Annotated in this window: 23 protein-coding genes; 12 read left to right on the forward strand and 11 right to left on the reverse strand. The window is 62.7% G+C overall.

Annotated elements, in window-relative coordinates:
• Window positions 1–9 precede the first annotated feature (9 nt).
• Window positions 10–684 carry a tRNA (guanosine(37)-N1)-methyltransferase TrmD gene (gene trmD / locus D0T11_RS13780; RefSeq protein ID WP_119656375.1) on the forward strand — a complete coding sequence of 225 codons (675 nt, stop codon included), beginning with the start codon at window positions 10–12 and terminating at the stop codon, window positions 682–684.
• A gap of 192 nt (window positions 685–876) precedes the next feature.
• A complete protein-coding gene (gene rplS, locus D0T11_RS13785) occupies window positions 877–1257 on the forward strand; it encodes a 50S ribosomal protein L19 (RefSeq protein ID WP_119656376.1) in 381 nt (126 codons plus the stop codon).
• A 16-nt stretch (window positions 1258–1273) separates the two neighbouring features.
• Here rplS and D0T11_RS22575 read toward each other — a convergent pair whose 3' ends face one another.
• Window positions 1274–1813 (reverse strand): hypothetical protein, encoded by a 540-nt coding sequence (locus tag D0T11_RS22575; protein WP_182888406.1) that lies wholly within the window; start codon window positions 1811–1813, stop codon window positions 1274–1276.
• A gap of 155 nt (window positions 1814–1968) precedes the next feature.
• Here D0T11_RS22575 and D0T11_RS13795 point away from each other — a divergent pair, with 155 nt between their 5' ends.
• Together D0T11_RS13795 and D0T11_RS13800 are read left to right on the forward strand one after the other, a co-directional pair.
• Window positions 1969–4953: a M1 family metallopeptidase gene (locus D0T11_RS13795; RefSeq protein WP_119656377.1), complete on the forward strand. Its 2985-nt coding sequence runs from the start codon at window positions 1969–1971 to the stop codon at window positions 4951–4953.
• A gap of 162 nt (window positions 4954–5115) precedes the next feature.
• Window positions 5116–5718, forward strand: coding sequence for an inorganic diphosphatase (locus tag D0T11_RS13800; RefSeq protein ID WP_119656378.1), 603 nt, complete (start codon window positions 5116–5118; stop codon window positions 5716–5718).
• 144 nt (window positions 5719–5862) lie between these two features.
• Here the strand turns inward: D0T11_RS13800 and D0T11_RS13805 are convergent, their stop codons facing one another.
• On the reverse strand, window positions 5863–6573 hold the full coding sequence (locus tag D0T11_RS13805) for a DNA repair ATPase (protein WP_119656379.1): 711 nt from the start codon (window positions 6571–6573) through the stop codon (window positions 5863–5865).
• Window positions 6574–6817: 244 nt separating this feature from the next.
• On the opposite strand from D0T11_RS13805, the gene D0T11_RS13810 reads away from it, so the two are divergent.
• From D0T11_RS13810 to D0T11_RS13825, 4 genes are all read left to right on the forward strand, one after another.
• On the forward strand, window positions 6818–7225 hold the full coding sequence (locus D0T11_RS13810) for a 6-pyruvoyl trahydropterin synthase family protein (protein WP_119656380.1): 408 nt from the start codon (window positions 6818–6820) through the stop codon (window positions 7223–7225).
• A 4-nt stretch (window positions 7226–7229) separates the two neighbouring features.
• On the forward strand, window positions 7230–7904 hold the full coding sequence (gene folE, locus D0T11_RS13815; protein ID WP_245990872.1) for a GTP cyclohydrolase I FolE: 675 nt from the start codon (window positions 7230–7232) through the stop codon (window positions 7902–7904).
• A gap of 131 nt (window positions 7905–8035) precedes the next feature.
• Window positions 8036–8950 carry a TIGR01777 family oxidoreductase gene (locus tag D0T11_RS13820; protein ID WP_119656382.1) on the forward strand — a complete coding sequence of 305 codons (915 nt, stop codon included), beginning with the start codon at window positions 8036–8038 and terminating at the stop codon, window positions 8948–8950.
• 12 nt (window positions 8951–8962) lie between these two features.
• The gene (locus D0T11_RS13825) at window positions 8963–10198 is read left to right on the forward strand and encodes a hypothetical protein (protein WP_119656383.1); all 1236 of its coding nucleotides are present in this window, start codon (window positions 8963–8965) and stop codon (window positions 10196–10198) included.
• Between the two features lie 252 nt (window positions 10199–10450).
• Here the strand turns inward: D0T11_RS13825 and D0T11_RS13830 are convergent, their stop codons facing one another.
• The 9 genes from D0T11_RS13830 to D0T11_RS13870 all read right to left on the reverse strand — a co-directional run bounded on the left by D0T11_RS13830 (window position 10451) and on the right by D0T11_RS13870 (window position 17743).
• Complete coding sequence (locus tag D0T11_RS13830) at window positions 10451–12838, reverse strand: transglycosylase domain-containing protein (protein ID WP_245990875.1); 2388 nt, start codon at window positions 12836–12838, stop codon at window positions 10451–10453.
• A 90-nt stretch (window positions 12839–12928) separates the two neighbouring features.
• Window positions 12929–13324: a hypothetical protein gene (locus D0T11_RS13835; RefSeq protein WP_119656384.1), complete on the reverse strand. Its 396-nt coding sequence runs from the start codon at window positions 13322–13324 to the stop codon at window positions 12929–12931.
• A 76-nt stretch (window positions 13325–13400) separates the two neighbouring features.
• A complete protein-coding gene (locus tag D0T11_RS13840; RefSeq protein WP_119656385.1) occupies window positions 13401–13772 on the reverse strand; it encodes a hypothetical protein in 372 nt (123 codons plus the stop codon).
• On the reverse strand, window positions 13769–14161 hold the full coding sequence (locus D0T11_RS13845) for a hypothetical protein (RefSeq protein WP_119656386.1): 393 nt from the start codon (window positions 14159–14161) through the stop codon (window positions 13769–13771). The genes D0T11_RS13840 and D0T11_RS13845 overlap by 4 nt, the downstream gene beginning before the upstream one ends.
• Window positions 14161–14547 (reverse strand): hypothetical protein, encoded by a 387-nt coding sequence (locus D0T11_RS13850; protein ID WP_119656387.1) that lies wholly within the window; start codon window positions 14545–14547, stop codon window positions 14161–14163. Before D0T11_RS13850 ends, D0T11_RS13845 begins: the two co-directional genes overlap by 1 nt.
• A 27-nt stretch (window positions 14548–14574) precedes the next feature.
• A complete protein-coding gene (locus D0T11_RS13855) occupies window positions 14575–14814 on the reverse strand; it encodes a hypothetical protein (RefSeq protein WP_119656388.1) in 240 nt (79 codons plus the stop codon).
• Window positions 14815–14932: 118 nt separating this feature from the next.
• Window positions 14933–16612, reverse strand: coding sequence for a DUF4153 domain-containing protein (locus D0T11_RS13860; protein WP_119656389.1), 1680 nt, complete (start codon window positions 16610–16612; stop codon window positions 14933–14935).
• 56 nt (window positions 16613–16668) lie between these two features.
• The gene (locus D0T11_RS13865; protein WP_119656390.1) at window positions 16669–16962 is read right to left on the reverse strand and encodes a winged helix-turn-helix domain-containing protein; all 294 of its coding nucleotides are present in this window, start codon (window positions 16960–16962) and stop codon (window positions 16669–16671) included.
• Window positions 16963–17104: 142 nt separating this feature from the next.
• A complete protein-coding gene (locus D0T11_RS13870) occupies window positions 17105–17743 on the reverse strand; it encodes a hypothetical protein (RefSeq protein ID WP_119656391.1) in 639 nt (212 codons plus the stop codon).
• A gap of 370 nt (window positions 17744–18113) precedes the next feature.
• On the opposite strand from D0T11_RS13870, the gene D0T11_RS13875 reads away from it, so the two are divergent.
• The 4 genes from D0T11_RS13875 to D0T11_RS13890 form a co-directional block, all read left to right on the forward strand.
• Window positions 18114–18563 carry a hypothetical protein gene (locus D0T11_RS13875; RefSeq protein WP_119656392.1) on the forward strand — a complete coding sequence of 150 codons (450 nt, stop codon included), beginning with the start codon at window positions 18114–18116 and terminating at the stop codon, window positions 18561–18563.
• 50 nt (window positions 18564–18613) lie between these two features.
• Entirely contained in the window at window positions 18614–19429 is an 816-nt protein-coding gene (locus D0T11_RS13880; RefSeq protein WP_147374658.1) for a class I SAM-dependent methyltransferase, read from the forward strand.
• 192 nt (window positions 19430–19621) lie between these two features.
• Complete coding sequence (locus D0T11_RS13885; protein WP_119656394.1) at window positions 19622–20494, forward strand: UbiA family prenyltransferase; 873 nt, start codon at window positions 19622–19624, stop codon at window positions 20492–20494.
• Between the two features lie 255 nt (window positions 20495–20749).
• On the forward strand, window positions 20750–21309 hold a 560-nt coding region (locus tag D0T11_RS13890), incomplete at its 3' end, for an ISAs1 family transposase (protein WP_147374659.1).

Genomic DNA, 21309 nt, shown 5'->3' on the forward strand with positions numbered 1-21309 from the left:
ACCCAGCCCATGCGGATCGACATTGTGACGTGCCAGCCGGATTTGCTGGTCAGCCCCTTTGCGCATTCCATTGTGAAGCGCGCTCAGGACAAGGGACTGGCCGAAATCCGGGTACACGACCTACGTCGGTACGCCATCAATAAGCACGGTCAGATTGACGATTACGTGTTTGGTGGGGGGGCCGGCATGGTATTGCGCGTAGAGCCGATTGCCGCTTGTTTCGACGAACTGCTGGCCCAACGCGCCTACGAGGCCATCATCTACCTCACGCCCGATGGCGAAACCCTGCGCCAGCCGCTGGTGAACCGGCTTTCATTGGCCGGCAACCTGCTGCTGCTCTGCGGCCACTACAAGGGCGTGGATGAGCGCATCCGCACAGAATATATCACCCACGAAATCAGCGTGGGCGACTATGTACTGAGCGGGGGCGAACTGGGCGCGGCTGTGCTGGTCGACGCCGTGGTGCGGCTGTTGCCCGGCGTGCTGGGCAACGAGGAATCGGCCCTGAGCGACTCGTTTCAGGATAACCTGCTCTCGCCGCCCATTTATACCCGGCCCGCTGAATGGCGCGGCCACCCGGTACCGGACATCCTGCTTTCGGGCAACACCCCGAAAATAGACGTCTGGCGCCACGAGCAAGCCCTGGAACGCACCCAACAGCGCCGCCCGGACTTGTTGCAGTGAAATGGTGAGCTGGTGGAATAGTGAGTTTTATGTTCTGACACGCGCTAATTGCGCAATCAGGACCGATTACATGTAAAAGTCACTATTTCACCTGCTCACTATTTCACAATTTAAAAACAGAGCGCTATATTTGCGCCTCTTTACCCGAAACCCCTTGGGGCGGCGCGACCGTCCTTTACAGTTTTTCCAGCCATGAGCGTACTACTCGATTTTATTCAGCAGGAATCCCAGGAGCGCCGCGCCAGCTTCCCCAAATTTGCCGCCGGCGACACCATCAACGTCCACGTGAAAATTCGCGAGGGCAACAAGGAGCGCATTCAGCAGTTCCAGGGTGTTGTAATTCAGCGCAAGAACCCTAACTCGAACGGCGAAACCTTCACCGTACGGAAAATCTCCAACCAGATTGGTACGGAGCGTATTTTCCCCCTGCTCTCGCCTAACATCGAGAAAGTAGAGGTTCTGCGTCGCGGTAAAGTACGTCGTGCCCGTCTGTTCTACCTGCGTGGCCTGTCGGGCAAGGCCGCTCGGATCAAGGAGCGCCGCTTGAACGCCCCCAAAGTAGTAGCCGCTTAGGCTTTTACTGCTTCGTTTATAAAGAAAGCCGGTTTTCCATGCGGAAAACCGGCTTTCTCGTGCGTTCAGTGGGCAGAAAAAAGGGCCGGCCGTTGGGAAGAGTCTTCCCAACGGCCGGCCCTTTTTTACCAGCAGTTAAGCTGGCATTACTTGTTCTGGGCCGAATCCTGCTTGAGGTGTTTTCGTTGGAATGCACCTGCTTGCTGGCGGCGCTCAGGGCTTCGCCCAGCTTGGTGATGCGCTCGGCCGTATTCGGATTGTCGGCGAAGATGGCGGCTTTGCTGGTATTGGTGCCGAGGCGGCCCATGAGGCGGCTTACGACGTCCTTGTCGATGTTGCCGCTACCGAAGTGCGCTTTCAGGTCCTGCATGTCCACCACAATCTGGTGCAGCTCGGGATTATCCACGTCTTTCAGGTCTTCGATCCAGCGCTGGAAGTGGTTGTCGAGGCCGGCGCGGTTGGCCTCCTCCTGGAGGTCGTTGCCGAGCAGGTTGGCGGCGGCGTCGAGGTGAACCTGGTGCTGGGTATCGTCTTTGGGAATCTTATGAAAGGACATCAGAAAGAATATTAGGGCCGCGCCAAGGCGGCGGAATGAAAGAAACTATCCGTGCAAACGCGGGCTGCCGGGAAAGGTTGTAGCCCAAATTCCGGCCCGAAAGGCTACTTTCGTTCAGTTTATCTCCCCTACTCCCTGATCCGCCCAGATTCTTTATGAAGAAAATTCTTTATCTGTTCAGCCTGCTCACGCTGCCCGCCCTGGCCCAGAAGCCCGCCGCCGGCTGGCAGCAGCAGACCAACTATTCCATCGACGTGGCCCTGGACGACCAGCGGCACCAGCTGACGGGCCGCGAGCAAATCGTGTACACCAACAACTCGCCCGACGCGCTGCCTTACCTCTGGTTCCACCTCTGGCCCAACGCCTACCGCGACAACCACACGGCTTTTGCCCGCCAGCAGCTGCGCAACAATCACCGGGAGTTCCAGTTCGCTACGCCGGCCCAGCGCGGCTTCATTGATGGGCTGGAGTTTCAGGTGAACGGCCAGCCTGCCCGCCTCGACTACGACGCCACCCACCCCGACATGGCCCGGCTGATGCTGCCCCAGCCCCTGGCCGCCGGGGCCAGCATCACCATCACGACGCCGTTTCGGGTGAAAATTCCGGATTCCTTCTCCCGGTTCGGGCACGTGGGGCAGGGCTACCAGATAACCCAGTGGTACCCCAAGCCGGCCGTGTACGACCATAAGGGCTGGCACCCGATGCCCTACCTCAGTCAGGGCGAGTTCTACTCCGAGTTCGGCTCGTTTGACGTGCGCATTACCCTGCCCGCCAACTACGTGGTGGGCGCGACCGGCGTGCTCCAGAACCCCGAGGAGCAGCAGCGCCTGGAGGCGCTGGCGGCGGTCGGGGCCGCCAAGAAAACGGCCGAAGACTTCGGCTCCGACCTCAGCTACCCGGCTTCGGCCAGTGAAACCAAAACCCTACGCTACGTCCAGGACCGCATCCACGACTTCGCCTGGTTTGCCGACAAGCGCTACAACGTGCTGAAAAGCGGTGTGACGCTGCCCTCGGGCCGCACGGTGACCTCCTGGGTTATGTTTACGAACAAGGACGCCTTGGATTGGATCCAAGGGCTCCAGGACGTGAACGATGCCCTCACCTATTACTCCCGCTGGGTGGGCGAGTACCCGTATGCCTCCGCTATGGCCGTGGAGGGGGCGTTGAGCGCCGGCTCGGGCATGGAGTACCCCATGGTAACCGTAACCCAGCCCGCCGCCATCGTGCACGAGGTAGGCCACAACTGGTTTTACGGTATTCTGGGCTCCAACGAGCGGGACTTCGCCTGGCTGGACGAGGGGGTGAACACCTACATGGCCAACCGCGTGGCCGAGCGCGACACGGCCGCAGGCGGTAGCCTGGGCCTGGGCCTACTGCTCAGGTCGCCGAGGCTGGCAGCTGCCGTGGGCATCGACGGCCTGCCGACCGCCGCCCTGGAGCAGTTGCCCATTGCCGCCTCAACCGCCCGCGGCCTCGACCAGCCCGTGGGCGGGTTTGCCTCGGCCGATTACAGTAGCCTCAACTACGAGCTGATCGTGTACGGGAAGGCACCGATGCTGCTGAAATACCTGGCTGGCTACCTTGGGCAGGAGCAGTTTGATGCCGCCATGCACGCCTACTACGCGCAGTGGCAGTTCCGCCACCCCTACCCCGACGACATGCAGGCCGTGTTTGAGCGGGTGAGCGGGCAGAAGCTGGGCTGGTTCTTCCAGCAGATGCTCACGACCCAAAACCACTACGAAGCCGCCCTCTCGGATTTGCAGGTGAAGGGCGAAACCCTGAAAGTGCTGGTCCGCAACGACTCGCCCGCCCCGTTTGCCGTTCCTGTTTCCACGCTCGATGCCCGGGGCCAAGTGCTGGAAACCAAGTGGACTACTGCCTTCGGCGGCACCGACGACGACACCAAGGATGAAACCCAGCTCAACTTCCGCGCCGCCAACGTGGCGGCCGTGGTGGTAGACGCGGGTTACCTCACGCCCCAGCTCAACCGCCGCGACGACCGCATGAAGCTGACCGGCTCGTTGCGCACCTGGGAGCCGCTGCAACTGCGGCCCCTGGCCAGCGTGGAGCGTTGGGACCGGCAGTTCATCAACTGGGTACCGGTAGTGGGGGCCAACACCTCCGACAAGTTCATGCTTGGGGCCGCGTTCTACAACAACCTGCTCGTGCCGAAACGGCTGAACTATTTGGCCATGCCCCTGTACAGCTTCAGCCGCCGCGAGCTGAACGGCATTGGGAGCCTGACGCTCAACGTGCTGCCCCACGCCCGGGTCCGCCAGCTGCTGACCAGCGTGCAGATTAGCCGCTTCGAGCGCTACCGCAAAATTGAACCCAGCCTGACGCTGCTGCTCCCCCACTCGGCCTACAATCAGGCCCAGCACCTGGTGAGGTTCGCCAATACCAACGTCCGCGACCAGGACCTGCGGCAGACCAGCAGCATCCAGACCCTGGAATACCGGGTGAGCGACGAGAATGCCCTCCAGAACTGGTCGGGCCACGTGGAGCTCAACCAGCTCACCCCCAATGCGGAAACCGACAACACCCGCCAGAATGCCACGCTGCTCCGGGCCACGGCCACCTACGGCCGCTACTACAACGCCAGAAAGCAGGTGCGGGCCCGCCTCTTCGGGGGCGCTTTCCTGAACTCGGGCAACGAGAGTCCGTTTGCCATGGGCCTGAGCGGCAGCTTCGATTACCGCCGCCAGACGATGTTCCTGGATCGCCAGCAGATTTCCTCCACCTACGCCGCCCAGTTGCACCAGACCGACGACCGCGACGGCGGATTCAAGGCGTATCTGCCCGTGGCTACCCGGAAGTGGCTCACTACGGTGGGGTTCGAAGCCGACCTACCCATCACCCCACTGGTGGTTTTTGCTGATTTCGGCCTGGCAAACCGGGCAGGGCAGTCGGGTTCGGACCGTACGGCTGGCTATTACGATGGCGGCCTGGTGCTGCCCGTATCCAGAATCCTGGTTCCCATACCCAACAACGTGCTGCGCCTGTACCTGCCCCTGGCCGGCAGTCAGTACGGCAACGGTCTGCCCGGCAGCCGCAAGGAGTTCACCGACCAGATTCGCTTCGTTTTCCACCTCGAAGAGCTGAGCCCTTTCCGCTTGGTAAACCAGCAGCTGTCCCAGTAAGCCGCAGTATTGCTCCACCCGATGCCCGCCGGCAGGCCGCACCACGCGGCCGGCGGCGGGCGTTGTTTTCTCATGCGCTGCATCGGGCCGCTTCCGGGGCAATGAGCCACTTCGGTTGAGGTGCCGGGTTGCGGTTGCGCCCTTTTGCCAGTATTTTCCCCCATGCGCCCATACCAACTACCTCTGGTTCCGGTTCTGCTGTTGCTGTTACTCGGCAGCTGCAAGCAGCACTACGCCGACGTGCCTACGTTTTCGCCGGAGCATAAGCTGCTGCAAGTGGTGGTGGAAATGCCGGCCGGTACCAACCACGACCAACGCTACAACCCAGCCACCAACGCGTTCGAGCCGCAGCAGACGGCCGGACTGGAGGCCGTGGTGGAGTTTCTGCCCGCCCCGGGCAACCTGGGCTTCGTGGCCGGCACCCGCGCCGGGGCTGCGGAGGCCGCACCCGGTAGCCCCTTGCCCGTGCTGGTGCTGGCTGAGGCCGCGCCGGCCGGCACTGTGCTCGAGGTGCTGCCCGTAGCCCTGCTCACGCTCGATATCGGGGGGGAGCTGCAGCCCGTAGTGGTGGCCGTACCGGCCCGGCCCGCCCAACGCATCCTGCCCCTGGCCTCCGACTGGGCCACGCTCACCCGCCACTACCCCGGCGTCCGGGACTTCCTCAACCTGTGGTTTCGCAACCGCCGCCACCCCGCCAAAACCCGCATTGTGGGCTGGAAAGACGAAAAATCCGCCAGTCAGCTGATCCGTCGCTGGATGAAGTGAGCAAGCCCTTCAGGTCTTGCTTGAAGACGCCCAATTGCTCCGCGCAGGGATACTTTTTTTTCGGCCCGCGCCACCAAACAAAACGCCCCACTGGTGGAAACCAGCAGGGCATTTTGTTTGGKGGCGCGGGCCGAAAAAAACCGGCTACTCGATTTTGTTGAGGCGCTCTTTTACGGCTTCCAGGGCAACGCGCATGTTCACGATGTCGGCGCGGGCGGCTTCCTGCTCCTTCAGGTTCAGGTCTACCTGGTTGTTGTACTGCTGGAGCTCAGCCGCGTTCTGGGCCAGCTGCTGCTGGATTTCCATTTTCTTCTGCTTGTTCTTCTCGATGTCCTTCTTGATGGCATCCGCCTTAGCAATGACGGACATGTGCTGATCCTGGGACTGCACGAGCGACTTTTCGGCCGTAGCCACCTGAATGGCCAAGTCTTCGCGGTAGAGCTTGCGGGCGAAATCCTTGAGGTAGCCCTCGGCCGCTTTCCACTGCACGGGTGTAGCCTCCTTGCTCAGGTAAGCGTTGCCCAGGTCAATCGACCACCATACGGTGGTGCCGGTAGGCACGGCGTCAACCTTGGTGATTACGCGAACCGGCGTTTTGGCAATCGATTCGATAACCACGCCTTCCATCGAGTAAACGCCTTTATCAGACTTTACTTTATTACCGAACTGCTCGTCCAGCTGCTTTTTCCAGGATTCTTCTACACGCTTGCTATCCAGCTGCATGGACACCCGCTGGCCTTTGCGCGGAATGCCTTTGATGGCCATGTCCGTTTCGTCAACGGGCGACTTTTGCGCAAGGCTGGTCACCGAGGTTGCCACCACCAGCAGCAGAGAAAAAAGTAGGCCTCGTTTCATAGGGTGATGAAATAGGGGTGAAAAAAAGGTATGTGCAGGGTTGAATCTTTCGGATTGGAGACTTTCCGACTGACCAAATTTAACCAGAGTCTGTATATGTTGCTAGATCACAGATTGTTTTTTTTGAAGAAACCTGCCTTTTACCAGAATAACTATATCCCTCCTGTCTTATATACCAAACTCCGTTACTTGTTGGAAAGAACTATCCGAACATATTTGGCCGCATGGCAGTTAAACGCGAACTATGATCGTTACTATTTGCCGCAAAGAGCACTTTAACGCCGCCCACCGCCTTCACAATCCGGCCTGGAGTGCGGAGCGGAACCAGGCCACGTTTGGCAAGTGCAACAACCCTAATTATCACGGCCATAACTACGAGCTGATCGTGCGGCTGACGGGGGCCATTGACCCGGAAACCGGCTACGTGTACGACATGAAACGGCTCAGCGACCTGATGAAACGAGAGATTCTGGATACCTTTGACCACCGGAATCTGAACCTGGATACGGCCGATTTTCGCCACCTCAATCCCACGGCCGAAAACATGACCGTAGTGATCTGGAACCGGCTCCGGCCCCACCTCGATAACCGGCTGGCTTTATCGGTTACCTTATATGAGACCGAACGCAATTTTGTAGAATACCATGGATAACCCTATGTCTGCGGCAACAGCCGCAGTTGACTGCAGCGGCGCTGCGGCCGTTGATGCTCAACTTGCTGCCGACCTACGTACGCCCCTGCGCCCCGATGCCTTCGCCTTGAGTGATGAAGCGAAAATTGACGCCATTGCCGGTCACTTCCGCGAAATCATGCACGTGCTCGGCCTCGACCTGACCGATGACAGTCTGAACGGTACTCCCCGTCGGGTGGCCAAAATGTACGTGCAGGAATGGTTCCGGGGCCTCAACCCGCAGCACCGCCCCGATGTGCGTCTGTTCGAGAACCGCTACCAGTACCAGCAAATGCTGGTAGAGCGCGACATTACCCTGTTTTCGTGCTGCGAGCACCATTTCGTGCCCATCATTGGCAAGGCCCACGTGGCCTACCTGCCCGGCGAGCACGTGGTGGGCCTGAGCAAACTCAACCGGGTGGTGCAGTATTACGCCCGCCGCCCCCAGGTGCAGGAACGCCTCACCCGCCAGATTGCCGAGGAGCTCAAAAATGCCCTGCACACCGATAACGTGGCCGTCCTCATCGAAGCCGACCATTTGTGCGTGATGAGCCGGGGCGTGAACGACACAAGCAGCAGCACCCTCACGGCCGAATACGGCGGCGTATTCGGCCAGGATCAGGCGCTGCGCCAGGAGTTTCTGCGCCTGATCGGGAAATGAGCTGTTAGCTGTTAGCTGTTAGCTGTTAGCTGATGATACGGAACTCCGTAGTAGCTTGCGGTCCTGGTTCCTCTTGATTCCACTCAAAAACATCAGCTAATAGCTATCAGCTACCCGCTTTTTCGAAAACCATGTCTCGTAAAGTTCTGATTACCGGCGGCACCGGCATGATTGGTACCCGTCTGGCCGAAATGCTCATTGATGGGGGCTACGAAGTGGCCCTGCTGAGCCGCACGCCCGGTAACAACCGCTACCCCAGCTTCCGCTGGGAGCCCTTGGCCGGCACCATCGACGAGGCCGCCATTCCCTACGCCGACTACATCATCAATCTGGCGGGCAGCAGCGTTTCGGACGGCAAATGGACCCAGGAGCGCAAGCGTGAAATCCTGTCGAGCCGGCTGGCCGGTACCCAGCTGCTGGCCCAGGAGCTGCGGAAGGGTGCCCACCACGTGCGGGCCTTCGTGTCGGCCTCAGCCATCGGCATTTATGGCGACCGGGACGACCAGGTGTTAACCGAGGATACCCTGCCGGCCGCCGACGACTTTCTGGCCAACGTGTGCAAGCAATGGGAAAGCGCGGCCGAGTACGTGCGTCAGGATGGCATCCGGACGGCCATCATGCGCATCGGCATCGTGCTTAGCCCCGAGGGCGGCGCGCTGGTGCCGCTGGCCCGCACCGTGAAGCTGATGGCCGGCGCGCCCCTGGGCTCGGGCAAGCAGTTTATGTCCTGGATTCACCTCGACGACCTCTGCCGCCTGTTTATTCACGCCCTCGAAGATGACCAGTGGAACGGCCTCTACAACGCCGTAGCCCCGAACCCGGTCACGAACAAGGAGTTCACCGAAACTCTGGCCGAGGTGCTGCACCGTCCGCTGGTACTACCCAAGGTACCCGAATTCGGCCTCAAGCTGATGATGGGCGAGATGAGTGAAATCGTGCTGGCCTCCCAACGCGTGAGTGCGGCAAAAGTGCTCGGAAAGGGCTTCCAGTTTGAATATCCGAAGCTGAAGCCGGCCCTGGAGTCGTTTTACGGGCAGGAGAAGTAACCCCCGGCCCTGATGCGGCGGTTACTCCGGCTTTTCCTGGTGGCGGGCCTGCTGCTGGTGGGCTACCTGAACGCGCGTCTGTTTTACCAGCCCGACTTCACCCCTGCCAACGGCCAGCCCATCAACCAGGATGTGGTGGCCCAGCTGCGGTTTCTGCGGGGGCCGATGCACCACGGGGCGGGGACCCAGATGCAGCAGCTCTACCCCGAGGGCTTTGTGTACCTGAACGCGCTGTACGCCCTGGCCTGGATTGAGCTAATGCCGCAATCGTCCCCACTATCCGCACTATATCGGTCGGGGTTAAACGAAGCCGGCTGGGCGTTAGGTGAAATTCAGTCGCCGGCCGGCCTCTCTCAGTTCCAGGACACCGACCTGCCGCTGCCCCGGGGCGCGTTCTACCAGGGCTGGTCGGCCTACGTGCTGGGCCGCTACCTGGCCGTGCAGCCCCCAGATGTGCGCGACACGGCCGCCGTGGGCCGTTTCCGGCGGCAGTGCGCCCTGATTGCCCGCTCCCTGGCGGCCAGTGAGTCCCCCTACCCCGAATCATACGCCGGGGCCGCCTGGCCCGCCGACGGGGTTATGGGCGTGGCCGCCCTGGCCTGGCACGACCGCCTCTACCTGCCCCGTTATCAGCCGCTATTGCGCCAGTGGGTACGGCGCGTGCGAGGCCACCTCGACTCCCGGGGGCTGATTCCGCACCGCGCGGCGGCCGGCAGCGGCCAGAGCGCGGAAGATGCCCGGGGCTCCTCCCAGAGTCAGCTCCTCAACTTCCTCATCGAAATCGACCCCACCTTCGCTCGCCAGCAGTTCCGGCTCTACCGCCGCTATTTCCTGACCTCCCGCCTGGGCCTGCCCGGCATCCGCGAAGCGGCCCGGGGCGCGCCCCCCACCGCCGACGTAGATTCGGGGCCGGTTATCTGGGACGTGGGCGGCGCGGCCTCGCTGGTGGGCCGCCGCACCATGCAGCGCTACGCCGATACCACTACGGCCGTGGGCCTGCGCAACAGCATCGAGGGGTTCGGGGCCGCCCTCAGCATTTCGGGCAACAAGCGCTACCTGTTCGGGCAGCTACCCATTGCCGACGCCTTCATTGCCTGGGCCAACTCAATAGAAGCCGGTCGCGAAATCCGGGCGGCGGCCAACTGGCGCGGGCCGTTTCAGCTACGCTCGGCGCTGGTAGCCGCCGGCCTGCTGGCCGGGTTGGCCGGACTACGACGCCCGCGGCGGCCGGTGAGAGGCAGCAGGTAGGCGCACCCACCGAAAGTTGGTACTGCGCCTACCCGGCCGAACTATTCAGTAGCGCGCCGTGGGCACGAAGGGGCTCCTATAGGGCTTTCGAGTTCGGGTGCAAGCTGTCGAGACGCGACACTTCGCGTCTCGACAGCTTGTACACTCTTCTGAAATTTGCTCTAGCATTAAAGCCAACACGATACGAGCCGCAACAGGGCTCGGGTGGGAAGCCAGGCGGAGGTTCTGACGCGCGAAAAAACCGAACGGCAGCTACAGTTTCAGACTGTCGGGGATGGCGATGAGGCCGCGGTTGAGCTTCTCCAGCAGGTCATCCACCACGATACTATCCACGGGCTCGGGGCGGCGGCGGGGCTCGGCCGTCACGCAGTTGTACTTCTTGCTGATCTTGACGGTGGGCTGCGGAAACGGCCCCATTTTGATGTCCAGCTCGGGGTCCTGGTAGAGTTTCTCCATGTAGGAACCGAAAATAGGCAGGGCCGTGCGGCCGCCTTCGCCCTGCTGGGAGCCCACAAAGTGGATGCTGCGGTCCTCGCCGCCCACCCACACGCCGGTGACCAGGTCCTTGGTGATGCCCATGTACCAGCCGTCGGAGTAGTTGCTGGTGGTACCGGTTTTGCCGCCAATCTGGTTGTTTTTCTTCCACAGCTCATAGTCCCAGAGGGCCTGGGAGGTACCGCCGGGCTCCTCCATGCCGCCGCGCAGCATATAGGTCATCAGCCAGGCTGTTTCGGCCGGAATCACGCGCTTCTGCTGGGGGTCGAACTGCACCAGCACGTTGCCGTTGACGTCCTCGATGCGGGTGATAATCATGGGTTCGGGCCGGAAACCCTGATTGACGAACGTGCTGTAGGCGTTCACCATCTCGTACACACTCACGTCGCCGCCCGAGCCCAGGCCGATGCTGGGCACCGGCAGCAGCTTGCTGCGGATGCCGACTTTGTGGGCGTACTTGGCCACGTTGGCCCAGCCTACTTTTTCGGTGAGCTGGGCCGTCACGGAGTTCACCGAGCGGGCCATGGCGTAGCGCAGGGTCATGTTCATGCCGGTGTACTCGCGGGTCACGTTGTCGGGCTTCCACTCCATGGGCTTGCCGTCCTCCACGTAATTGATGGTCACGCGCTCGTCCCGGATCCGGTCGCAGGGCGCGTAGCCGTTGTCAAGGGCCGTGAGGTAGACGAAGGGCTTGAAGGTGGAGCCCGCCTGGCGCTTGCCCTGGCGCACGTGGTCGTACTGGAAAAAGCGGTGGTTGAGGCCGCCCACCCAGGCCTTGATCTGGCCCGTGAAAGGGTCCATCGTCATCATGCCCACGTGCAGAAAGTGCTTGTAGTAGGCCAATGAATCGAGGGGCGAAAGCAGCAGGGTGGTGTCGCCGTCGCCCTTCCAGGTGAACACCTTCATGGGCCGCTTGCGGTGCAGGGCCGAATCGAGCAGGTCGGGGCGGCCCCGGTACTGGGCGGCTAGGCGCTTGTACTGCTGGGTGCGCTTCATCTGGGTTTCGATGAAGTCGGGAATCACTTTACCGTCCTCGTCCACCCAGGGGTCGGTGCCGCGGTTGCGCCAGAAGCTGTCGAAGGACCGTTGCAGGTTCTTCATCTTCTTCTGCACCGTTTCCTCGGCGTAGCCCTGCATGCGCGAGTCGATGGTGGTGTACACCCGCAGGCCGTCGCGGTAGAGGTCGTAGCCGTTTTGGCGGCACCACTCGTTGGCTTTCTGGCTGATGGCGCTCCGGAAATAGGTTTCGGGGCCGTCCACGTGCTTTTCCACCTGGTAGCGGAGCACGATGGGCGTGGCCTGCTGGGCCTGCACCTGGGCGGCCGTGATTACGCCGGCCTGGCCCATGCGCGTGAGCACCAGGTCGCGGCGGCGCTTGGCGGCTTCGGGGTGAAAGCGGGGGTTGAAGGCGGTGGGGTTGTTGAGCATGCCCACCAGCATGGCTGCCTGCTCGATGGTGAGTGAATCGGGCGAAGCACTGTAGAACGTTTTGGCGGCCACCTTCACGCCGTAGGCCTGGGAGCCATACTCCACGGTGTTGAAGTAGAGGGCCAGGATTTCGTTTTTGGTGTAGCGGCGCTCCAGCTCCACGGCCGTAAGCCACTCTTTGGTTTTGCTGATGATGGTACCCACCAGCGGCAGGTGGCCCAGGCCGCCGATGTTTTCCTTACGGCGGGTTTTATACAGGTTTTTGGCCAGCTGCTGGGTGATGGTGGAACCCCCGCCCCCGCTGCCGCCGGTGGCCACCCCGGCCACGGCCCGGGCAATGGCAATGGGGTCGATGCCGGCGTGGTCCTCGAAGCGCACGTCCTCGGTGGCCACCAGGGCCTTGATCAGCCAGGGCGACATGTTGCTGAGCGGCACCGGGCTGCGGTTCTCGCGGAAGTAGCGGCCCAGCAGTACCCCGTCGGCGGTGAACACCTGCGAGGGTTGCTCCACCCGCGGGTTCTCCAGCTCCTCCAGGCTCGGCGACTTGCCGAACAGGAACATAAAGTTCATGCTCACCAGAATCGGGTAGAGCAGAAACAGCGCGCCCCCGAGGATAAAGCCCGCCCACAGCAGCCGGGACAGCCGGTTGGGCCAGCGGCGGGCGGGCTTGGGGGGAGCAGCGGAGTCGGTTTTTTTTGTGGGCTTGAAAGCGGACATGCGGGGCGCAGTGAGGCGGGCGCGGCCGGGCAACCCGGCAGCGGAGCCGCAAATATACCAGTTGCGCGCGGGCCGGGGTCTATGGTGACGTTAGCGGGCCGCGAGCACCGTTTCCGCCGCCCGCCGGGTGGCCCAGGTAGCCAGTACCAGCAACAGGCCTTTCACCGAGTCGAGCATAAGATTATCGAACCGCCCGTACACCAGGTACAGTCCCAACCCGATGCCTATCCACCAGAACCCGAGCAGATAGCACAGGCCCGCGTAGCCCGGGTGGCGCTGCCACACCCAGACCAGCGCCAGCCCGTCGGCCAGGCTCACGAACAACAGCAGCCAGGCCAGGGCGAAGGCCATAAATTGGGTGTCGGGCGAGCTGCCGACGCCAAATTTGGCCAGCAGCATATCGGGGGCCGCGAAACCGCCCACCGTGAGCACGAGTTCGATGAGCAGCGCCAGAACGAGCAGAATCAGGAGTAGCTTACGGGCCATACGGGAGCGGAAACGGCCCGGTGGAGGTGCCGGGCACAGCGGCCGGTAAGCTAGCAAATTCGCGCGCACCGGACCACTACAACCGGTTCAGCAGACCAACCAGCAGGCCCAGAACGAGTAGCCCCGCCGACATACCCGCCACGGCATAGGCCCCGAAAGTAGCCAGTTGCCAAAGCGTGCGCCATCCCCACTGCCTCACCTGCGGCCTTACCCGTTGGGCCGTGTACGCGCCCAACCACGGCACCAGCAGCAGACCAGCCATCAGCGGAACGATGAACCAGGTTTCGGCCTGCGGAAAATGCGGCCATAGCTCCGCCAGAAAAAGCAGGTTCAGCCCGCTAAACATCATCACTCCCAGCACCAGCCACGCCAGGCGCGGCACGGCTGGCAGCAGCACCTCGCGGGTAAATTGCCACAGCTGCCCGGAGTACGATTCGGCGGGCCTCACAGCCAGAGCGGGTCCAGGGTGAGCCCGCCGCTGCCGATGAGCAGCAGCAGCACCAGGCTGGCCAGGTGAAACACCACGCAGAGCCAGAACACGAAATCGGCCAGGTAGCGGGGGCGGTCCAGCAGCGAGGCCGGGTCGGCGGGCAGGGCCAGCGGCAGGGTGGCGCGGTACAAAATCACCACGTTGGCAACGGCCAGCAGCAGGGCCAGCAGCCAGGGCTGTTGCCAGAGTTGCACCAGCGCGCCCAGGCCGGCCGCGTCGTCGGAGCCGAGGCGGTACCAGCCGGGCACCTGCCACCAGGTCCAGAGCAGGGCGCAGGCCGTCAGCAGTACCGCCAGGCAGCGGCCGGGGGAGGTAGTAGGGGGAGGGGAAGTAGTTGGGTTGGCCATTACTCAGCAGCCGCTTGCACGGCGTTACGATGCTCAATACTCATTACAAGCCCGGCCATGCTGACAACTATTCCCAGAGTATACCCATACGCCAGCAGGGTAGCCATACCATGTAGTTCTTGCTGCGTTCCTTCCGACGCGAAAAGGATGACACACAGAAACTCATGCACGAGGCTCCAACCCCAGATCCTGATGGCGGTAGCGGGACTACCGGTGGCGCGCACCAGTTTCCACCGCAGAAAATACAGGATAAGCCCGGGCACGGCAATGCCCATCATGAGGCCGAAAAGCAGCATAAAATTCATTCCCAAAATGGTGACCGTGTCTTTGGCTTGTTGCAGAGCGGCCAGCCAGCGCAGGGTGTTGGTTGCTGGAGTCGTTTTCATCGGAGTAGAGAATATAATTTGACCAGGTTACCGCGCCGCTACGGTAGCCGCGCCCGGCCCCCAGAGCAGCATCACGTGCAGCAGCGTCCAGAGCAGGCTGCCCAGCAGCAGGGCGGCGGCGGGCAACACCACAGCCAGCAGGCGGCGGCGGCGCGCCGGCGCGGTGGCGGCCCGCTCGCGCCAAGTGAGCAGCGTGGCCAGGGCCGTAAGGCTGCCCAGGCACCATGTCAGGCCCAGCAGCGTCAGGGAAAGTTGAAGCAGGTTCATGGTTTTGAGTTGATGGTGAGTAGTCGTTCTGGCAGCGCAGCGCACCCCCCATCCCCCCGCCGCTTGAGGCGCGGAATCCTCCGGGAGAGGGAGTGCGTTCTGAAGAGGGCGCGTTCTACTAGGGCTTGCGTCTGGCACCCCTCTCCCGGAGGATTCCGCGCCTCAAGCGGCGGGGGGCAGGGGGTGGGGTATGCGCAAAAGCCGCCGATTCGGCGCGGGTCCAGCTTTGCCAGTGGGCGGTGCGCGGGTACTGCCGCCGCCACTGGGCGAGGCGGTGCTGGATGGCGGCGCGGGCCTGGGCCGGGGTGGCGGTGGTTTCGTTGTAGCTGCCGGGCGGGCTGATGATGATGCGGCTCATGCCATCGAGCACCGCTTGGCGGGCGGCCAGCTCGGGCAGCACGCGGGCGGGCATTTCGAGCAGGAAACCCAGGTCCAGGGTCTGGAAGCGGGGGTTGAGGTTGTAGCGGGCAATCCAGATTTCCCAGTTGCCCAGGGCCAGCAGCAGCAGCAGTCCGTAGGCGGCCAGCGAGTTGAGGCGCACCAGGGCAAAGGCCGAGCGCCGCTGCCAGATTTTGAGCAGCACCGTAATCAGCCCGAAAAAGGTCAGCAGCAGAAACCCGTACACCCCAATGCGCTTGTAGGCCAGGCCCGTGTGCAGGATGTAATAGTAGTTGCGCAGGCCCACCGACACGGCCAGCACCGCGTTCTGCCCCACCCATACCGTGGCCCCCCAGCGCAGAGCCGCCAGGCCGGGGGCATAGAAATTCAGGTTGCGCCGGAAGAACCACAGCACAATGCCCATGGCCACCAGAATGCTCAGAATCAGCACGTAGGTACCCTCGTGCACAAACTGGGTGAGGTCGAAGCCAGGAGCGGGCACGAAACCGAACCAGATCCAGCGCACGTCGATAATGTTGACCACCAGCAGCAGCCCGTTTACGAGCCCGAACACGGCCAGCGCCGCCAGGTATTCCTTGCGCAAATCGAGCGCGCCCCGGTCGCGGGTCCGGAAATCGGGCCGGCGCACCCCCAGGGACGCCACCCGGTCGCGCTGCCGGCGCACCAGTTCCCCGAAGCGCGACTCCTGGTCCTGAAAAAAGTGGAACGGCACGACGACCAGCGCCCCGGCCGTGAGCACGAGGCCGAGCAGGAAAAACAGCAGGTGCGGGAGCGAGAAGTTCGGCCACAGCGCCGCCAGCCACTTGCCCAGCTGATCGAGCACGGCCCCCACCAGGGCAGAGTAGCGCGGATTCGCCAGCAAGAACAGCACGTGGAACACGCCCAGAATCAGAAGGGGCAGCACCAGCAGGCGCAGGTAGAAGCGGGTGCGCGGCCAGCGGCTGGCCCTATCCTGGGGTAGGCGCAGATAGGGCAGCAACCCCGCCACGGCCTGGGCCGCGCCGCCTACCGCCGTGAGCAGGGCGTAGGCCACCAGCTTCAGGTGGGGCTGATTCACGAAGCCCAGCAGTACAGTAAGCGAAATTACGCAGGCTAGTTGGGCCGCACCCGAACCGTACCAAACCACGCCGCCCGCGCTCAGCAGCGTACCGGCCAGCAGCAGCCGGAAGTAGCCGGAGCGCCACACCGGCGCGTGCCGGGGCAGCCCCGCCAGCGTGGCCCCCAGCACAAACACGGTGTACAGGGCCAGATTGAGGCCCGCGCCCCGGTGCCAGAACAGCCCATCGAAGAGTACCGCCCCGGCCGGAATCAGCAGTTTCTGGAGCACCGTGAGTGGCCGCCGCCGGGCTGGTACGGCCGCCGGAGCGGCGGCGGCAAGGGAAGCAGTGAAAGTCGTCATAGATTATTTTTTAAAAGAACTTTGCAATTCAAAGTTTAAAGGCAAAAAAAGAGTTTTTACCCGCGCAGCAGCTTTTCCAGCGTCGCCAGATGTTCCTGGAAAGCCATTTTCCCTTCCTTTGAGGCCGAGTACGTGGTGTTGGGCTTCTTGCCCACAAACTGCTTGCTCACGCTCACGTAGCCCGCCTTTTCGAGGGCGGCCACGTGGCTGGCCAGGTTGCCGTCGGTCAGGTCCAGGGCTTCCTTGAGCTCGGTGAAGCTGACCACCTCGTTGGCCATGAGCACCGCCATCACGCCCAGCCGCACCCGGTTGTCGAAAGCTTTGTTGAGCGTGTGAATGAGATGCTTCAAGCGGTGAAATAGTGAGGTGGTGAATTGGTGAAGTAGTGGGTTTGATGTTCGGGGACCCTGACGGCGTGAATCAGGCAGGTGGCGCAAATGGCGCAAGCCGGACCGTTGAACGTCAAACTCACCATTTCACCACCTCACCACCTCACCTTTCGTGGCGGCTGTACATCAGCAGGCCGTAGCCGATGTGGCCCAGGCCGAAACCAACCGCAAAGAACGCCAGTCCGAAGCCGGGGAACAACATAGCGACCAATCCGAGCCCGATTTCGGTGAGGCCCAGCCAGCGGATTTCCTCCAAGGTATACTTGCTGCCATTGAGCAGGGCCAGGCCGTAGAAGAGCAGCAGCCCGGGCACCACCAGCCCCACCGCACCCTGCATAAACAGGGCAATGCAGAACAGGCCGCCCGCCACCAGCGGAATAGCCAGGCTCAGGGCCAGCCGCCGGCCCAGCGCGCTCCATAGGGGCTGGCCGGCACGGCGGGCGCGGCGCAGGGTGAAGTAGGTGGCCACCACCAGCGCCGCCACCACAATGGCGCTGGCCAGCAGCAGCAAAAACGGCAGCACCAGCCGGCGCTCGGCGGGCGTGCTTTGCAGCAGCCGCATATACCCGGCGTACGGGTACTGGCGGTTCAGGTACCAGTGCCCCACGCCGGCCCCGAGCAGCGCCACCACCCCCGCCCCTACCCCGGACAACCCGCTGAGCGAAATGAAACGCGACGACCGCTCCATAATGGCGCGGATTTCGGTGAGTTGGGCGAGGGGGTCGGTCGGGGGCTTGGCCATGCTTAAAAAGAACTTTGTGTTGCAAAGCACGCCAAACGGAGGCGGCTTTCCAAACAGTTGCGCGCTTTTTTTCTGCCCGCCGCCCTGCTTGTCTGAAGCCGACAACCGGAGGTCGGTTTCCCATTTTGGGTTCCACGTTGGACGACAGGGAACCCAAAATGGCCTGGCGGCAGGCCAGACGCCCTGTTTCAGAGCCCGGGAACAGTTCATTATGACACCGGTGACTTCCCAATAAAAAATACAATAAATACAATCCGCCAGGAACTTAGCTCCCGTAGGTTGAATGATATTTCCCCCTCAATCGGCCACCTTGCCGAACTTTCTTTCCGATTCCCATTTCTATTTTCTTTCATCACAGCCCTCCTCCACCATGGAAATATCCTACTCGCCCGCCAACTACTCCACCATCACCCGCACCCTCATTCTGTGGCTGCTGAGCAATTTGGGCGGCACCTTGTGGCTGACTCTGGATTTCGCTTCCGAACGGCTGGAGGACTACTCCATTGCCCTGATGGCCGGCCTCATGGCGGCCCTGGTTTCACTGGCTATTGTGCCCCTTACTGTACCCTACTTCACGCTGATGGGCACCCTGCGCACCGGCTGGTCGCGGCGGTCGGTGGCCTTGCTGGGCGTCACGCTGTTCTTCCTGCTCGCCAATCAGCTGCTGTTACGCTTCGTGCCTGTCGAGTCGCTGCTGGGGCTGCTGCCGCTGTCGGCACCCTACTGGGCAGCAGCAGTCGCAACGGTGCTCTGGCTCTACGGACCCGCCTGGCAGGGAACTACCCGCCCGGTGGCTGGCGGGGTGGAGGGTGCGTGCTAACCGGCGGTGCGGGCGTAGCCATTGCCCCGGTAGTTGCGTAAGCGCAGGGCATGAAGCGTCGCTGGCAGTTATTTGAGTTTGAGGATTTGCCTTGGTTCCCGAAAGTCATTCGGGCGGGCATGATGGATTACCTGCGGTTCATGATTTCAGCGTTGGGCACCTACCAGCCCATTGTGCCGCTGCTGGCCCGGGCCCTGCACCAAACCCGGCAAACCCGCATGCTGGAACTCTGCGCGGGGGCCGGGGGCGGCACGGCGGGCGTACTGCGGAGCCTGCGCACCACCGCCCAGCCCGAAGCCCGCATCTGCCTCACCGACCTCTACCCCCAGCCCGCCGCCTGGCAGGCCCTACAAGCCGCCGCTCCGGGCCTGGAGTTCGAACCCGCCCCGGTCGACGCCACGGCCGTACCAGCGGCGCTGAGCGGTTTTCGCACGGTGTTCTCCGCGTTTCACCATTTCCCGCCCGCCGCCGCCGAGGCCCTGCTGGCCGATGCCGTGCACCGCCGCACCGGTATCGGCGTGTTTGAGGGCGCGGGCAAGCACTGGCTGGAACTACTGCTGGCCGTTACGGTGCTGCCGGTGGCCCAGCTGCTCATCACACCCTTCATCCGGCCATTCCGCCTCAGCCGGCTATTCTTCACCTACGGGCTGCCCCTGATTCCACTCTTCACCATCTGGGACGGCTGCGTGAGCATTCTGCGCATGTACCCGCCCGACCAGCTCCTGGCCCTGGCCCGCCGGGCCGATCCGCAGGGCCGGTTTCAGTGGAAGGCCGGCATTGTCCGGCACTGGTGGGGGCCGCAGGTTACCTACCTGATCGGGGTACCCTCGCGGGAGAGTCAGGAAGTTTCTACGTTAGAAAGCTAAAAAGTCAGGGCCTGCTCTTACGCAGCGCCTTCGTTTCAGTGACGTATCGGGCAGCGGCGGTTACTCCATGGTCAGCCATACACCCCGACCTACGTGCCCCCGGTAAGCGCGAACCAAGCAGCTTCGCCCTACATTCGCTTTCGGCTTGCTTCACTTGCTGACTTTTTAACTTACCAACTTTCTACCTTCATTTTGCCCCTCGCGTCCTACAAAAAAGCCCTGCCCCTGCTGCGGATTCCGTTTTCGGTGTACCTGATGCCCGTGTTCTGGTTTGGCCTGAGCGCTTTGCGGGAGCCGTTCAGTGCCGGGCGGGCAGTGGGCGTGTTCGTGGTGCTGCACCTGCTGGCCTACCCGGCCTCCAACGGCTACAACAGCTACTACGACCGCGACGAAGGCAGCATCGGGGGGCTGCGGCAGCCGCCCAAAGTGTCGCGGGAGCTGCTGCACCTGGTGTGGGGGTTTGATGCGCTGGCGGKGGTGGGGGGCTGGCTGCTGAGTCCGGCCTTTGCGGGGCTGGTGGCGGTGTATCTGCTGGTGTCGAAGGCCTACAGCTACGAGGGTATCCGCCTGAAAAAATACCCGCTGCTGAGTACGGCCGTGGTAGTGGTGTTTCAGGGCGCGTATACTTTTCTGATGACCCAGGTGGGCGTGGGAGCCGGAGCCGGGCAACTGCTGGCCCCCGACAACCTGCTGCTGGCCCTGGTGAGCAGCCTGTTTCTGTGCGGCTCTTACCCCCTCACGCAGGTGTACCAGCACGCCGAGGATGCCCGCCGCGGCGACCGGACCCTGAGCCTGCGGCTGGGCATCCGGGGCACGTTCGTGTTTGCCGGGCTGGCGCTGGCCGCCGGGGCCGGGCTGCTGGCCTTCGCCTACCTGCGCCGCCACGAGCCAACCCACGTTCTGATTTTCCTGGTCGCCACCGGGCCGGTTGTCGGGGTGTTCGGGCGCTGGGCCTGGGCCGTGTGGCAGCACGAAGCCGCCGCCGACTTCGACCACACCATGCGCATGAACCAGATATCGTCCCTCTGCATGAGCCTGGCGTTTGCCCTGATGCTGATCTGGTGAGCAGTGAGCAGTGAGCAGTGAGCAGTGAGCAGTGAGCAGATACGGCGAATTAAGGGATACACACAACTGACCGGTCGGGCCTTCAACTGCGGCCCGGTAGGCTGCGTAAACCGCATTCACCAACTGCTGCCGTATGCGTCGTTCCGTTTTGCTGGCCTTGCTCCCGCTGGCCGTAGCCTGTTCGCCCTCCCCCACCGACCAGCCCGCCACAACCAGGGCAAACGCATGAAGCCGGGTGGGGGCTAGCTTTGGGTCATGAGCCACCCGATTCGCGACTACTTTCTACAAGTTGAAGATTTCCGTCAGACCGCCAAATGCCGCTACCGATTGGCTGACATCCTGCTTATTGGCTTGTGCACCTACCTGAGCAACGGCCACGATTACGAGGACATGGTCTTGTTTGCCCAAACCCATGCCCGGCACCTAACCGACTTGGTGGACCTGCCCAGTGTTCCGTCGCACGATACGTTTAATCGCGTATTTCAACTGCTCTCTCCCGACTTGCTGCGGGGCTGTCTGGCCCAGCACGGCCACGCGCTACTCGATACGCTGGCCGAGAAACAACTCTGCCTCGATGGCAAAAAGCTGCGGGGCGTGAGTCCGCGCAGTGCTGGCAACGCCGGCCTGTACCTGGTTAATGCCTGGGTGAGCGAGAACCGCTTGTGCGTGGGCCAGCAGCGGGTGGCCGATAAAAGCAATGAAATCACGGCCTTACCTGAACTGCTGGCCCAACTGGACCTGCGCCAGGCGGTGGTCACCACCGACGCCATGGGCTGCCAGGCCGCCATTGCCGGCCAGATTCGCCAGCAGCAGGG

Origin of the sequence: Hymenobacter rubripertinctus (genome assembly GCF_003583925.1) — a bacterium.
Lineage (GTDB): Bacteria > Bacteroidota > Bacteroidia > Cytophagales > Hymenobacteraceae > Hymenobacter > Hymenobacter rubripertinctus.